Here is a 14,629-nt window from a genome sequence, read left to right as displayed (position 1 = left end):
CCAGCGCCCGGCTCCCCCCAGGCCCGAGGGGCCCAATTCCCAAGTTCCGCGGTCTGCAAGCGTCACTTTATCACCCCTCGTGAGGGCCCACAACTTCGCCTCGCCCGGCGACCCATGTCCAAACAGCACAACGGCTTATCGCCGCTGGTGGTTACCTTGACACTGCTTTGCTCACGGCTAGAATCCCCATAGCGCGGAGCAGATTCTATTGTAGCGGCATCGAAATTGGCCCGATCTCGTTCGCCCAGAGAGAGTGGGTTGGCGGCGCGGAGGTTCGCCCTGTCGTAGGCCTCATTGAGATTTCGACGCGGCCGATCATGGGGATGCTCAATTCGCGCTGTCAGGACATTCGATCATGAAGTGCCAAAAGTGCGACCGGCCCGCGACCTTCCATATCACCGATCTGGTTGATGGAGAGCCGAGCGAGCTTCACCTCTGCGAAGAGTGCGCCCAATCGTTTCTGGCCCCTTCGCAAGAAGAGGCACAGGACGTCATGCCGGCGATGGCCGGTTTATTGGCGCAACACTTGGCCGTCGGCGAAACGGCCGACGAGTTGGCTCGGCTCGACCAGCGAGCCTGCCCCGTCTGCGGCATCACGTTCCTTCAATTCCGCAAGCAGGGCCGTCTTGGTTGCCCGCACGATTACGTCTTCTTCGAGAAGGAACTCGAACCGCTGCTGATGAGCATCCACGACCAGACGCAGCATGTTGGCAAGGTTCCAAAACGCTGCCCCCACGGCGCCGACCAGCAGACGCAGCTCATCCGCCTTCGCCGCGAGATGAAGGAGGCCGTTAGCTCCGAAGAGTACGAACGGGCGTCGGAGATTCGCGACAAGATCCGTGAGATCGAAGCCGGCTTTCGCGAAGCAAAGGGCGAGTGAGAGAGAGGCTGGATGCTCGAGAAGAACCGTTGAGCAACTGGCGGCCGAATTCCAGCATCTAGCGACCAGCATCGAGCATCCCACACCAACTAGCATCCAGCATCGTACGCCTCATGACTCTCGACGATCTCGCCAGCACGAGCGGTGAATGGCTGAGGGGCTCTGGCCCCGAGTCGGACATCGTCATTTCAAGCCGCATTCGGCTGGCGCGGAACCTGGCCGACTTTCCGTTCATCTCGCGTGCGACAGACGCCGATCGCGCTGAGATTGAGCGTATTTTGCACGGCCGCGTCGAGTCGCTGCGAACCGCAGGCAAAGCTCCCGCCGAATCGCTCTATCTGAAGGTGAGCGAACTCCCCGAAGTCGATCGCCAGTTCCTGGTGGAACGTCAGCTGATTAGCCGCGAGCATGCCCAGAGCGAAGGCGCCCGCGCGGTGGTCGTCGATCCGTCGGAACGCTTCAGCGTGATGATCAACGAGGAAGATCACCTGCGGATCCAAGTGATGCACAGCGGGCTCGCGCTCAACGAAGCGTGGGAACAGGCGACGAAACTCGACGACATGATCGAAGAGCAAGTCACCTACGCCTACAACGAGCGGCTCGGCTACCTGACCGCCTGTCCCACGAACACCGGCACCGGCGTCCGCGTGAGCGTGATGCTCCACCTGCCGGCGCTCGCGATCACGCGGCAAATCGAAAAGGTCTTCAAGAGCCTTCACAAAATCAACCTCGCCGTACGCGGTTTGTACGGTGAAGGCTCGCAGGCGACAGGCGACTTCTACCAGATCAGCAATCAGGTCACTCTCGGCCAAACCGAAGAGGAACTCGCCAAGAAGGTCGCCGACGTGGTGCCGGTTCTCATCGACTACGAGCGCCAGGCCCGCAGCTTTCTGATCGAAAACAGCCAAGAGACGCTCCACGATCGCGTGAGCCGGGCCTTTGGCATCTTGCGGACCGCACAGACGATCAGTAGCGAGGAGACGATGCATCTCCTCTCGAGCGTACGGATGGGGATTAATCTGGGACTGATCGGCGACCTGGCGATTCCGACGGTCAACAAGCTGCTGATTCACACGCAGCCGGCCCACTTGCAAAAGCTCTCGGGCGTGGAACTCGACCAAGCCGACCGGAACATCGAGCGCGCGACTTACCTTCGCCGACATTTGAACGGCGAATCGAAGGGGAACGTCTCGCATAACTGATGCGCTAGAAGTTTGGAGTTTGGCGTGCGCGTCAGGTCATTAGTCGGTTCGCAGGCGGGAATAGGTTGCCAAGTTAACGAAGTGATCGTAGAGCCACTCCGCGTCGCGCAAGACTCCTTCTTGAACGAATCCCAATCTCTCGGGAATCGCACGGCTGCGGTGGTTTTCCACTGCGCAGCGGATCACGATGCGGTGAAGATCAAGCTTGTCGAACAGGTGGGCGACGACGTGCGAGCAGCAGGCGGTCATGATTCCCTGCCCTCGCAGCGAGGCGTCGAGCCAATACCCGATCGAGGTCGAGCGGTTATTCCAGTCGACGAGATGAATTCCGATCGCGCCGCGGAGTCCTCCGTCAACGCAAATACCGAGTTGCAACGCCCGGTCGTCGCGCCGCGCGTCGACGTTTTGCTCGATGAACGCCCGCACGTCGGAGGGCGATCTGGTTTGGTCCAGCCAAGGGAGCCAGCGGCGCAAGTAGGCGCGATTGGCGTCGATTGCCAGGAACAGCGCTTCGGCGTCGCATGATTCTAGTGGGCGAAGCTCGACGCCGCCGCGGACGTGGGGATCTGGAATGGCAAGCATCGGCGGGCCTTAAGGAGAGGTAATGTCGGAACGGTTGACGCCGTTTCCGATAGAGTCTAGCGAAGAGCGTCGCTACGGCAGCCAGACTTCAGTCTCTTGATTCATTCGTCTAAGCGTCGCAGCACTGGGGATTTTGCGGCTTTAATAGGGCATAATCGCTATAACCGCCCCGGCAAAGTCAGCTCAATACTTTCATTTTCGTTGTCCAAACGGCGGCGACAACTAGACTGAAAGTTGGTTGCCTAGAGGGTTTCGGCCGTCCGCCCTGCCCTCTCCAGCCACGCACGCTTGCACCAATGACGCGGAACTGAGAATTGTTGCCCCACGCTTTTCGGCGATTCACGCTGACGCTCACGCTCGCGTTAATGGCGAGTAGTTTCCTCGTCGCCGCCGGCGCCAAGGCGGCGGACCGCTTCATCGACGGTTCGCACAATCATATTCAGATTGAACGGGGCCAAGCGGGCCAGCCGCTGATTCGCGTCAACTATCTCACGGACTATCAGGGGATTCACGGCGGCATCATCTCGCCGCCGACGCGGCCCAACGCGCGCACCATTTCGAATACTGTATCCAAGCAGACGGCTAGCACGACCAGCGCCCGCGGGTTGAGCGACCTTGTCTGGGGCTGGGGCCAGTTCCTCGACCACGATATGAGTCTGTCGACGTCGAGCGCCGGCGCCGCCACCAATGGCTCCGCGCCGATTACCATCGACGATCCGAACGACCCCCTCGGTCCGAATCCGATGGCGTTCACCCGGTCGAACTTCACGATCAACGGCGATCGCGAACAAATCAGCGAAGTTACCGCCTGGATCGACGGCTCGCAGATCTACGGTTCAAGCAATGCCCGCGCCGCTGCGTTGCGGACGAACGGGGGAACTGGCGCCAAACTGATCACCAGCGCCAATAACCTGCTCCCGTATAACACGGGCAATTTATCGAATCAGAACAGCGGGCCGACGCCGGCCAGCCAACTCTTCCTCGCCGGCGACGTTCGCGCGAACGAAAATCTGTTGCTGACTTCGCTGCAAACCGTCTTCATGCGCGAGCACAATCGGTTGGTCGATCGCATCGCGACGCTCAAGCCCTCCCTTAACGCCCAGGAGCAGTACAATCTCGCGCGAAAATTGGTCGGCGCCGAGATTCAGGCGATAACCTACAACGAGTTCCTGCCGGCGCTCATGGGGAGCAACGCTCCCGCCGCGCAGGATTACGTCTATCGTCCCGACGAAGACGCCACGGTCACTAACTCATTCTCGGCCGCCGTGTTCCGCTTCGGCCACAGCGCCCTCGGCGACAGCTTGCTGTTGGCGAACAACAACAGCCAAGCGACCGGCTCGATGACCTTTGCCAGCGCCTTCTTCAATCCGAATCAGCTCACGAACAACGCAGGCCTCGTCGATCAGGTGCTGATGGGCGCCTCGCTCCAAAAGTCACAGGAGATCGACCTGAAGATCGTCGACTCGATTCGCAATGTGATGTTCGGCCCCCCCGGCGCCGGCGGCACCGATCTGATGGCCGTCGACATTCAGCGCGGTCGCGATCATGGCATCGTCGATTACAACGAGCTCCGCGTTGCCTACGGTCTGCCCCTGCTCACCAGCTTCAATCAGTTGCCAACCGACGCGACGACCCGCAATGCGCTCAGAACCCTCTACGGCAACAACATTAACAACGTCGACGCCATCGTCGCCGCCTTGGCCGAAACGCATTTGCCTGGTTCTAGTCTTGGCCCGCTCACGACGGCGATCCTCGCGAACCAGTTCGAGCGGTCGCGCGACGGCGACAAGTTCTTTTACACCGCCGACTACAACGAACTCTACGTTGGCGGCGTTTTGAAATCAGACATTGCGGCCATCCTGAACCTGAACACGGTGAAACTGGCCGACGTCATCAAGTGGAATACCGGACTCACCAACATTTCTAGCAATCTCTTCTTCGCCCCGGCGCTGACCCCCGCGACGCCAATCGCCGGCGACTTCAACAATGACGGGGTCGTCAACAACGCAGACCTGACGGTTTGGAAGAGCGGCTTTGCGGCCGGCACGATGACCGGGGCCGATTATCTCTTGTGGCAGCGTAACTTTGGCGCGACGTCGGCGACGGCGTCTGTCGCCGCTGTACCGGAACCAGGGTCGGCCGGCATCGCTGTGACGGCGCTATTCGCCATCTACCGCCTCCGTCGACGCGTTGCTTAGGTTAGCGTGCCATCCGTCATTCTGAGCGCAGCGAAAAAACGAGCATTTCAAACGAGCCTCCAGATTCTTCGCGGCGCTCGAAATGACAGGTTCGCTTACCCGATCAGAATCCGCGGCTGCCGATGCGGCTCGAGCCCCGCGTTCAACACCAGCTCCCGCACCATCCACGGCACGTTCCCCTCGCCAAGCAGCAGGAAATTCAGGTTGGCGGCCAGCGGAGCTTCGTTCGACCAGCCGAAGATGATCTCTGGCGGCGGCGTTTCGTCGTCGCACATCTCCAGGCAGATCGCCGCCAGGACGTGGGCGATGCTGACGCAATGCGATACCCGCACTACTTCGACGCCATCGTCGCGCTCGACGTTCATCAGCGGCCGCTGATAAAAGTCGCTCGGGTCACCTAGCGTCGCTTCAACGAACAGTACCTGCTCATCCGCGGCGAGGCGATAGTCGCGCAGCAGCGCGTGGCGTTTGTCGGCCAGCGACATCAGCCCAGGTCGATGGGGAGCGAGTACCCTGGGGCCGCGCCGCGACAACTCCTTCCAACGCTGTTCGGCGGCGGGGCTTGCAAAGTCGAATCCCTCAAATCGCAACTCCGTGCTGCGGATCCAGCGGGAGATGAACGAGCTGACGACAATCGCCGCGACGAACGCGAGGGCAATGGTAATTCCCGAATGATTAATCAGCACGGTGAGCCCCGTCAGCCCGAAGAACACTCCGGCGCCGAGCGCCGCGAGACCGCCGCCGAGCACGCGGGCGATCGTACGCAATCCTGGCTGAAGCAGATCGCGAGCGGCCGCGACCGCGGCGCCGCCCAGCAGCACCAGCACGCTGGTCGCGTAGGCCCATTGCTGAGATGCGGGACTCGCGCGGAAGACGACGGTCACGATGAGGATGATCGCATTCAGCAGGTGGAGAATCGCCCCCACCTTTCCCGCCCAGCCGACTTCCATGCCGAGTCGATGGAGATAGTGGGGCAGCAGATTCTTCAGGCCCAACGTCACGCTGATTCCCGCCAGGCAAAGGATCAGCGCGGTGGAGAGATCGAACACATCGCCAAAGTTCTCGCCGAAGAGCGGGTTGAGCGCGTCGGCCGTCGCTCCGTCGGCCAGCGGCGATCCATGCGCGAGGTATGCCAGCGCCCGATGTTCCGCGGCGCCGCCCGCGACGAGCGCCGTCCGCGGGACGAGCAGCGAAGTCACGCAAACCGCGCTCACCAAATAGACAGCCATCACCGCCGCCGCGGTGATCATCAATTTGCGCGTGTTGCGTATTCGCCCGGCGGGCCGCTGGGGAGCGTCGTCGGTCCCCCCACGCACCTGCGGGGCCACGGTCATGATCATTTCGAAACCGCTCAGTCCCAGCGCCATCTGCGGAAACGACCAAAGGACAATGCTGAGCCACTGCCAGCGCCATGCGATCGAGTCGCCATTGGTCTCGACGCCGTCGTCCGCGCGAAGCGACGCCGCCATCGCATCCCAAATCTCCAGATGCCGCCCGAGATACGCCCAGCCGCTCACGATCACAATCGCCACTAGGGCCAGATAGACGAACGTCGCAATGGCCGTCGTCCACAGCATCCGCCGCGACAACCCATCCTTGATCAATTGCCATAGGCCGAACGAGACGATCGAAAGCGCGAGCGTCACGGCCACTTGCGGGGCCATCACCAGCGCGGCTCCGCGTTCCCACCACGACCATGACGCGGGATCTTCGCCTAAGAACGTCTGCGGAAGTTTGGCGAGCAATCGCTGCCCGTGAGGATTGTGAATGAGATGAATCGCGGCATCGGCGAGCGACAGGCTCCGCGTGATGACGAAGTCGGCCGCCGCGAACCCGAGTAGGGTCAGCACGATCATCTTTCCCCGCCAACCGGGAGTCAGATCTTCGAGCAGCCCAGTCGCTCCCCTGCCGTCCGGCGAGCGTCCGACCACGTACCAGTAGATCGGCAGCGCCAATAAAAACGTGACGAGCACGACGGCCGCCGCTGCGAGCGGCGCGAGCGGACCGGCTGCTTCGACGGCCATCGACGGCAGATAGGCAAGCGTGCTGAAGTAATCGACGCCGACGAGCGTGAGCACCAACAGCCAAGCGTGAGTCCGCTGCGGCGCCGCAAGAGGTTCAGAGTGTGTCATTCATCAGGGCCGTTGCAGCCGACACGTCGGCCTGCAACGGCCCCCTGGATTCCTTGGGATAGGGACAGCAACAACGGCGCACGTCGGGCATTACGCCTCGACGGCCACCTTCTCCTCGCCCAAGTCCATCACGGCAGCCCGTTGATGCAACACGCGGTCGAGGTCCTTCCATAGGAAAAAGAGTCCGACGATGTTGTCCCACCGCTTGATGACGTTCTGGTGATTGTCGACCGCGATCAGATCGCCGCCGCCAAACGTGAGAACTGTCTCCAGCACGTCGCGATACTTCGTGCGGAACCGCAGGCCGGTCCGGTCGGTCAGTTCGCTTCCTTCGCCAAAGTGGAATTCGCCAATTTCGTTGGGCGTGAACCGCTTCCGACCGTTCAGGGCCATGTGCAGCAGCGATCCGAACCACGGCAACAGCAGAAGCCAGCTCAACGCTGTTCCGGTGCCCGGATCATATTCCGGCTTTAGATTGGCCAGGTACTCGAACACCGAGCCAAGCACGGCGACATTTTTCATGTGTTCAACATATTTCGAGCCCAGCCAGATCAAGGCAAAGATCAGCGTCCACAGCCCCAATTTGCGGGCGCTGATGTCGTACATCAGCATCACCAGGAAGTAGAGCAGCGCCCAGACATAGATCCATCCGAGCAGACCCGCCTCTTGCGGATAGCGTGCGACAATCGCGCTCGCGGTAAAGCCGACGGCGATGAGCAGCCACAAGAAGAAGCTAGGATGGGCCGAGTAAACGGTCACCTCATCCATTTTCCCCCGGCGTCCGCGCACGAGGGTTATCGGCAGCGTGATCATGAACTTGGCGAATTGAAAGACCGCTTTGAAGGCCGGCCCCACAATCTTGCGCCGCGACGCCCCCGGCTCTTCGCCGAAAACGCCGCGTCTACTGTTCTCTTCACTATCGCTGTCCGAACCATTTTCCTGGCCCACGTTCGTCTCCTATAAAAAACCCGTGAAAAACACGACGCTGGACATCATTTTATCATTTCCATAGCGCGCCACTAGCGAGATCGAATCCGATTGGACGAGTGCGTCCGTAGAGTCGTGAAAATCGACAGTTGCGATCAGCGATCTCGATAGCAACGCATTGAGCGACAATGAGATGCGACGAACGGTTTTGGCGTATCCGCCGACGAATAGGCGCGCCTGGGCGATGCCGCCAGCAAGAAACGTAAAAGATCAACGAAATGTAAAGTCCCGTTGATCGAAACGTAGACGACGATCCCTGCGAAGCAGCTGGTCGCAGCTTCGTTCACCGCGTCATTGAGTCGCTGCCGGCAAGCGAACCGTCGCCGTCACCGGCCAGTGATCAGATGGAAACAGTTCGCCGTCGCGGGTCCGAATGATCGCAGCGTCTTCAACTTGCCACTGCGGCGACACAAGCACGGCGTCGATCTTTGGGCCATTCGGCACGCGGCCGAAGCCATTGAACGTGCTGATATCCTCCTCGTCAGGACGCGCCACAGCGAGCGTGTCCCGCAGGTCTCCTTGCTCGGTCAAGGCCAGCATAGCGGGATTATTCGGCATGGCGTTGAAGTCGCCCATCACGATCACGGGCTCGGCGTCTCCGCTTAGTTCATGCACTTTCGCGGCCAGGAGCTTGCCGCTATTCAGCCGCGCCGGTTGCGATTCGTGATCCCAGTGCGTGTTGATGACGATGATGCGGCGCTTATCGGTGCGATCGAGCAGCCGTACCCAGGTGGCGATGCGCGGCAAGTTGTTGCCCCAGGTTGTTGATCCCGGAACCGTCGGCGTTTCGGAAAGCCAAAACGTACCGGCGTCGCTCAGGTGAAATCGATCGCGGCGGAAGTAGATGGCCGAAAACTCGTCGCTCCCATCGGGTCGCCTTCCAACGCCGACGTTCATGTACTCGGGCAGAGTTTCATTCAAGTGGTCGATCTGTATCGGCTGCGCTTCCTGCACGCCCAACACGGCGGGGTTTTCATTGCGGATGACGTCGATCGCCAGATCCTTCCGCTTCGCCCAAACATTCTCGCCGTCGTCGCCGGTCGCCAGACGCAAATTGAACGTCATCGCCTTGAGAGGCTCGCCAGCCAAGGTTGGGGAGGTAGCGGCCAGCAGCAGGGTGGAGGTCAAGATCCAGAACAAAGATCGCATCGCGTTGCCTCGCGTCACGAGTGAAGCCGAATTGGCCGCAAATGGCAGATCCGCCGCCGGACGAGTACAATACAGCGCATGCACGCTGCCCGAGCCGCGCCGTGCTCTCGACATGAGACCATCGCATGCGTATCGGCGCCATCCCCCAAGTCTATCGCAACGTCAATCGTTGGCGGGAGATTCTGTCGATCCTCAGCAAGTACGGCCTTGCGGGGTGGCTGGCGCGGTTCGAGTTTTCGTTCGGCCGCGGATTGCTGAAGAATCGCACGGGCGAAGTCCTCGCCGACGCCAGCCGTGAAACGCGGATTCGAATGGCGATGGAGGAACTTGGTCCAACCTTCATCAAGCTTGGCCAAATCATGAGCACGCGACCCGACATGGTCGGACGCGAGCTGGCCGAGGAACTCGAAAAACTCCAACGGAGCGTGCCGCCCGACCCACCCGACGTCGTCACGCAACTCGTTGAAGAAGATCTCAGCTGCGCGCTTACGGACATCTTCGCGGAATTCAGTGATCTTCCCGTCGCTTCGGCGTCGATCGGCCAGGTCCACCGCGCACGCCTCGTCACGGGCCAGGAGGTGGCCGTCAAAGTTCAACGTCGCGATATCTCGCGCCGCGTGCGGGTCGATTTGGAAATCCTGCAAGGTCTCGCTCAACTCGCCGAGATGATTCCCGAACTCGCGCCCTATCAACCGTGCGCCAGTATCGCCGATTTTCAACGAGCCCTCCGACGCGAACTCGACTTTGAGCGCGAGCGGCGGCACATGGAGGAATTTCGCCGACACTTCAATGGCAGCCCGCTGGTGAGAATTCCGCGTCCGTACGCGGAGTTCTCCACCGATCGCGTCTTGGTGATGGAATGGCTCGAAGGCGTTCCGCTGTCGTCGCCGCAGAAGGTAGCGGAGAGCGGCATCGCCCTCTCAGCCATCGCCCGCCAGGGCGCCGACCTTTACTTGGAAATGATCTTCCGGAACGGCTTTTACCACGCTGATCCTCATCCCGGGAATCTACTGCTGTTGCCCAACGAGGGATTGGGATTGCTCGACTACGGCATGGTGGGCCGTATCGACGACGCGCTTCGCGAAGAGATTGAAGAGTTCCTACTCGCGATCGTCGAACAAGACAGCCAACGGCTCGGGGCGATCGTCATACGCGTCGGCGCCACGCCGCCGGGGCTCGACGAATCGGCGCTAGCCATCGATCTGGCCGACTACATCGCTCAGTTCGCGCATCAATCGGCCGAGAACTTTGAACTCGCAGCCGCGCTGCGCGAAATGTTCGAGGTGATGCGCCGCCACCGCATCCTTCTTCCGGCCGCGATGACCATGCTGCTCAAGGTGCTGGTCATGCTCGAAGGAACGGGCCGGCGATTGGCGCCCGACTTCAGCCTGATGCAGATCCTCAAGCCCTATCGAAAAAAGATGATGGCCCGCAGAATCTCGCCAACGCGGCAGTTTCGCAAGGCAAGGCGGATCGTCTACGAGTTGGAGCAACTCGCGGAAATCTTTCCTCGGCGCATGCGCGATATCCTGCAACAGGTGCAAACCGGTCGGTTCGACGTCCACCTCGACCATCGCGGCCTGGAGCCGTCGGTGAATCGGCTGGTCTTGGGGATGCTGACCAGTGCGCTGTTTATCGGCTCGGTGCTGCTGGTGACCAACAATGTTTGGCCGTTCTGGTTTTGGCCGCTTGACGGCGCGTCCGCTCCCGGATTGGCCGGCATGATTCTCAGCGGGCTGCTTGGGATCCGACTGCTGAGGGCTATCAACAAGTCGGGCCACCTCGACCGTCATTAGGCGGCGGATGATTTTCTATCGCCGGGCGTTGGAGACGTTTTTTCGGCCGCCATCGAGGGCCTGACGGCCGCGATGGCCAGTTCCACCTGCTGCTCGAGCGTTGCCAGCGACTGAAGCACTTCGTCGTGGCGCAAGTCCAAAGCACGAATGACGTTGGATCGCTCTGTTTCACTCATTGCCAACGCCCGCAGCTCGGAACAACGCCATCCGGGAGTTACCCGCTCGCCGACTATGTATGGATCGACCGGTCGTCGTTGCGGCGCGGAGCCGATTTGTGCTCCGCGGTCTTCGCTTCGAGGCGCGAAATGCCGGTTGTTCCGGTAGGGGCAGGTTTTCCGCGGAACCCTAGCAACCAGGGAAACCCCGGCCTTTACGTCCCTTAAGGCCGATGCTACCTTAGTAGTTTCCCGTTAACGAGTTAGCCCACTTCCAAGGGGCGTTGGCGGCGTTCAGAGTCGATTGTGTAGAAAGGCGATTCGGCGTGGTTAAGTTGACACTGCGTGACAAAGAGACGGCCCAAGAGGCAGTCCGTCGGTTTCGGAAGCTTGTGGAGCGGAGCGGCATCAAGAAGGAAATCCGCGTGCGCGAATTCTACGAGAAGCCGAGCGAAACCAAGCGTCGCGCTCGTCTTCGCGCTGAGCGCCGCGCCAAGCGCGATCGCCTGATGGTCGGCGGCATCGGTTAGGCGCGCCCCGATAACGCACGCTCGTCCGTTTGGTCGAATTCGCCTGCACTGTGGCGACGCTGTCGCTACGTCGTTGGAAAATACTGATCAAGGAACAGGGCCAGTCGCTCCATCGGAGTGACTGGCCCTGTTTTATGTCGCCGTAAGTTATCGGCTTACCCGAGTCTCAACCGGCTTAGAACGCAACTTCCACGCGGCCGAACAAGCCATTCCAGCCGAGGATGTTCGCGTCGTCGAAGTGGCTAATCTGGAACTGGTCGAACGCATACTCGGGGCTCATGCCGAGGTCATGCCAAGCCGACCAGAAGTAACCAGCGGACAACGTGGCATGCTGGCCCAAATGGGCCGAGGCGCCGAGCTCGATCTCCGTAACCGGCACGGTAATGTCGTTGCTCGTCCGCAAAAACGCGGAACCGGCCTGATTGGTGACAATCGTTTGGATGTCGACGTTGCCGAACAACAACGACCAATCGCCGCGACCGTAGACGCTGAATAGACCGCGCTTGCCGATGTAGCGACGCCCCAGCAGGCCCACGCGACCGCCGAAGCCATCGAAGTTGAGCGACGTGTTGGCGGAGTCGATGAACGCGCCGCCGTTCGGATCGGTGGCGGTAATCGTGTTGCCCCAGCCGACGTTGGCGTAGCGGACGCCGCCAGACCAAGTAATGTCCCACGCCGGGCACCAACCGCCGCCGCAGCCGTTGCCGCAGGAACCGTCGCCGCAGCACGTGTCGTCGCAGCAATCGCCGCACCCCGCGCCGCCGAGCAGACATCCCAGCGGAATCGTCTTCGCGAAAGATAAGTCGTACGACTTCAGGTCGACGCTGGCGTGGCCATCGATGTTGCCGTCAATCTCGAACGGTCCGAAGATATCGACGCCGGTCGATTCGCTGGCGGCGTAGTCGCCGTCGCTGGTCAAACGGGTGTAGTCGAAGATCACCGAACCGCCGCAATCGCACAAGTAGACGCCGCCGTAGAAGCTGTAGTTGGAGTTGTAGTTGAAGTCGATCTGATGCCACGTTTCGCCGCCTTCGATGGCGTCTTGCTCGACGTAGGCCAAGGCTTCGCTGAACGTCGCCTGAGCGTAGATATACTCCGCGCCGAAGACGAGTTGCATGTTGCGATCACCCAAGCCGCCGAAGAGGCCGCCGGCGCCGTAACCGCCCGAGGGGCAGGTATTGCAGGACTCGTACGACCCGTAGTTCGAGTCGTCCATTTCCGACGTAATGCTGGACGCGGCGATCGATTCGCTCTGTTGAGCGCGTAGCGGCGCAACGCCGCCCATGGCGAGACATACTGCAAGCGCAGCGCTCCCCCAGGTAGCAAGTTTCATCCCAGATTCCCCCCTATGAGTTCGTGTCGGCCTGGCGTCCCCCGACTCGGTGCTGAGTCGCCCTGAGTCGTTCGCCAGTCCGGTGGTCGACGTTCGATGCGATAACGGGTTCGCAACGCGACCTACGGTTTGCCCATTCGGATTAATCGGATCGGGTCGAACCCGCACTTTCCCTATTTCGGGAGAAATCCGCAGAAACGGAGCCGCCGGAGCATTCGGCGCGATCGCTCAGCGCCGCAAAGTTTGCCACGGTTCGCGCAGCGTATTCGGCGTCCCTAGCAACGCCGCTAGCAATGTCGAAAACCGTCGCCGCGATGGACTACCGCGCGCAATAAAAGGCGAGGCAGCCGATGCCGCCTCGCCTTTGGGGAGTGAAGGTTCTGTGGAACTGCTGGCCTATGCCGCGGCGCGTCGGATCCGCCGAACCGCCAACGCGGTCAGTCCGCCGATCGCCAGGACAAAGCTGTTGGGTTCGGGGATTTCCCCGCCGCCGGTGATGATCTCGAGCTTGTCCATCACGCCGTAAGGGCGGATGACCATATCGTGATAGGTGGGCGTCTCGGTCATCTGCTCGAACTCGCCAGTAAGCGTTTGAGCGTTCGGGACCGGGCTAGCGGCGTTGGTGAACGTGGCGGAGTAGCTACCGGGATCGGTTGGGTTTTCGCCGGGGTAAGGGGCGCCCAGCAGTACCATGCGGTAGTCGGGGAAGGGGAACATACCTGGATCTTCGGCGTCGAGATCAACATTGAAGATGGCCTTCTTGCCAGCGGTTAGGCCGTCGAAGTTGACGGTTAACGTTTTGCCGTCGGGCGAGAGCGAGCTGCCGGTGATCGAAACGCCAGAGTCCGTATAGATCGTGTCCTTGATCAAGTTCGTGAAATTGTCGGAGACGAGGTCGCCCGTACCGAACAGGTAGGGCTGCGATGCATCGATGCTCAGCGTGAAGCTGGTGATCGGCGCCGCCGAGTCGGCGTTGTTCGTCAGCATCAGCGCCGGCTTGTTGCGGGCGCGGACGCGCAGGTGAGGGTTGTCGCAAGACTCCTGCCAGAGAACGTCCATGAACTCCGGCGTACCGACGTACTCGAGGACGCGTGCGTACGGCGACATCTGCAAGGTGAAACCGGTCGGCGTCGGCACGACGGCATGGGCTTCGCCTCCGCTGAGACCCGCGGCGACGGCAAGCGCCACGCCGAGCAGACACGCAAACTGACGGACTCGTCCAATGATGTTGACTCGCGACATGTTGAGGTGTCCCCTACTCCGGCTGTCGACCACTGCGATGTCTTGCAGCGTTGATCTAAGCAGCCTTCAATCACTCCGGTGCACGGAAGCGATCAGGAGCGAGTCTCAAGAGTGGCCCTCTCGGAAGTCCATCCGAGGCGGGGCCGCATTCGATCGGCCATTTGCGTCCACAAAAAGACGCAGGATCATCATGCGCGCATCGTCAGATGCGCGAGCTGATTAAGGGGCCGGGTAGTCAAAAGGAACGGAGCTTGTCCGCACGGAAACGCGAAGGCAAATGTCTTCGGCGTGAACAGTGCAACGGCGGCTCAGAGTCTTGCCGAGGGCTCGCTTCCGCGAGAAATCGCCAGCACAGAAAAAGCCGTGCGATTAATCGTTCTTCCAAGATGGTGAAGCAGACCCAGGCAATGTCGAGTTGCCAGTTCGGACAGCAGCCAGGCCCT

General features: G+C 60.9%; 11 protein-coding genes. 5 read left to right on the top strand and 6 right to left on the bottom strand.

The window, feature by feature from the left end:
* Window positions 1-355: 355 nt before the first annotated feature.
* Together I41_RS19045 and I41_RS19040 are read left to right on the top strand one after the other, a co-directional pair.
* On the top strand, window positions 356-880 hold the full coding sequence (locus tag I41_RS19045) for a UvrB/UvrC motif-containing protein (protein WP_145434517.1): 525 nt from the start codon (window positions 356-358) through the stop codon (window positions 878-880).
* A 113-nt stretch (window positions 881-993) separates the two neighbouring features.
* Window positions 994-2,082: a protein arginine kinase gene (locus tag I41_RS19040; protein WP_145434516.1), complete on the top strand. Its 1,089-nt coding sequence runs from the start codon at window positions 994-996 to the stop codon at window positions 2,080-2,082.
* A 39-nt stretch (window positions 2,083-2,121) separates the two neighbouring features.
* Here the strand turns inward: I41_RS19040 and I41_RS19035 are convergent, their stop codons facing one another.
* On the bottom strand, window positions 2,122-2,664 hold the full coding sequence (locus I41_RS19035) for a GNAT family N-acetyltransferase (protein ID WP_145434515.1): 543 nt from the start codon (window positions 2,662-2,664) through the stop codon (window positions 2,122-2,124).
* Between the two features lie 317 nt (window positions 2,665-2,981).
* Here I41_RS19035 and I41_RS19030 point away from each other — a divergent pair, with 317 nt between their 5' ends.
* Window positions 2,982-4,862, top strand: a complete 1,881-nt coding sequence (locus I41_RS19030; protein ID WP_145434514.1) for a peroxidase family protein — start codon at window positions 2,982-2,984, stop codon at window positions 4,860-4,862.
* A gap of 95 nt (window positions 4,863-4,957) precedes the next feature.
* Here I41_RS19030 and I41_RS19025 read toward each other — a convergent pair whose 3' ends face one another.
* The 3 genes from I41_RS19025 to I41_RS19015 all read right to left on the bottom strand — a co-directional run bounded on the left by I41_RS19025 (window position 4,958) and on the right by I41_RS19015 (window position 9,130).
* On the bottom strand, window positions 4,958-6,994 hold the full coding sequence (locus I41_RS19025; protein WP_145434513.1) for an amino acid transporter: 2,037 nt from the start codon (window positions 6,992-6,994) through the stop codon (window positions 4,958-4,960).
* Between the two features lie 90 nt (window positions 6,995-7,084).
* On the bottom strand, window positions 7,085-7,942 hold the full coding sequence (locus tag I41_RS19020; protein ID WP_145434512.1) for a hypothetical protein: 858 nt from the start codon (window positions 7,940-7,942) through the stop codon (window positions 7,085-7,087).
* Window positions 7,943-8,272: 330 nt separating this feature from the next.
* Window positions 8,273-9,130: an endonuclease/exonuclease/phosphatase family protein gene (locus I41_RS19015; protein ID WP_168207015.1), complete on the bottom strand. Its 858-nt coding sequence runs from the start codon at window positions 9,128-9,130 to the stop codon at window positions 8,273-8,275.
* A gap of 125 nt (window positions 9,131-9,255) precedes the next feature.
* Here I41_RS19015 and I41_RS19010 point away from each other — a divergent pair, with 125 nt between their 5' ends.
* On the top strand, window positions 9,256-10,926 hold the full coding sequence (locus I41_RS19010; RefSeq protein WP_145434510.1) for an ABC1 kinase family protein: 1,671 nt from the start codon (window positions 9,256-9,258) through the stop codon (window positions 10,924-10,926).
* A 481-nt stretch (window positions 10,927-11,407) separates the two neighbouring features.
* Window positions 11,408-11,611 carry a 30S ribosomal protein S21 gene (gene rpsU / locus I41_RS19005; RefSeq protein WP_145434509.1) on the top strand — a complete coding sequence of 68 codons (204 nt, stop codon included), beginning with the start codon at window positions 11,408-11,410 and terminating at the stop codon, window positions 11,609-11,611.
* 175 nt (window positions 11,612-11,786) lie between these two features.
* Here rpsU and I41_RS19000 read toward each other — a convergent pair whose 3' ends face one another.
* Both I41_RS19000 and I41_RS18995 read right to left on the bottom strand, forming a co-directional pair.
* Window positions 11,787-12,944 carry an Lpg1974 family pore-forming outer membrane protein gene (locus tag I41_RS19000; RefSeq protein ID WP_145434508.1) on the bottom strand — a complete coding sequence of 386 codons (1,158 nt, stop codon included), beginning with the start codon at window positions 12,942-12,944 and terminating at the stop codon, window positions 11,787-11,789.
* A gap of 396 nt (window positions 12,945-13,340) precedes the next feature.
* Complete coding sequence (locus I41_RS18995; protein ID WP_145434507.1) at window positions 13,341-14,186, bottom strand: hypothetical protein; 846 nt, start codon at window positions 14,184-14,186, stop codon at window positions 13,341-13,343.
* Window positions 14,187-14,629 lie beyond the last annotated feature (443 nt).

It is taken from the genome of Lacipirellula limnantheis (assembly GCF_007746075.1).
Classification (GTDB): Bacteria; Planctomycetota; Planctomycetia; order Pirellulales; family Lacipirellulaceae; genus Lacipirellula; species Lacipirellula limnantheis.
The sequence above is the reverse complement of the archived record's forward strand: the minus strand, read 5'-3'. Positions and strand labels throughout refer to the sequence as shown.

What these genes read in the sequence shown, in the direction of transcription:
- I41_RS19040 (WP_145434516.1), top strand. Translation starts at nt 994, where the DNA reads ATGACTCTCGACGATCTCGCCAGCACGAGCGGTGAATGGCTGAGGGGC.
- I41_RS18995 (WP_145434507.1), bottom strand. Translation starts at nt 14,186, where the DNA reads ATGTCGCGAGTCAACATCATTGGACGAGTCCGTCAGTTTGCGTGTCTG.
- I41_RS19025 (WP_145434513.1), bottom strand. Translation starts at nt 6,994, where the DNA reads ATGACACACTCTGAACCTCTTGCGGCGCCGCAGCGGACTCACGCTTGG.
- I41_RS19010 (WP_145434510.1), top strand. Translation starts at nt 9,256, where the DNA reads ATGCGTATCGGCGCCATCCCCCAAGTCTATCGCAACGTCAATCGTTGG.
- I41_RS19000 (WP_145434508.1), bottom strand. Translation starts at nt 12,944, where the DNA reads ATGAAACTTGCTACCTGGGGGAGCGCTGCGCTTGCAGTATGTCTCGCC.
- I41_RS19035 (WP_145434515.1), bottom strand. Translation starts at nt 2,664, where the DNA reads ATGCTTGCCATTCCAGATCCCCACGTCCGCGGCGGCGTCGAGCTTCGC.
- I41_RS19045 (WP_145434517.1), top strand. Translation starts at nt 356, where the DNA reads ATGAAGTGCCAAAAGTGCGACCGGCCCGCGACCTTCCATATCACCGAT.
- I41_RS19015 (WP_168207015.1), bottom strand. Translation starts at nt 9,130, where the DNA reads ATGCGATCTTTGTTCTGGATCTTGACCTCCACCCTGCTGCTGGCCGCT.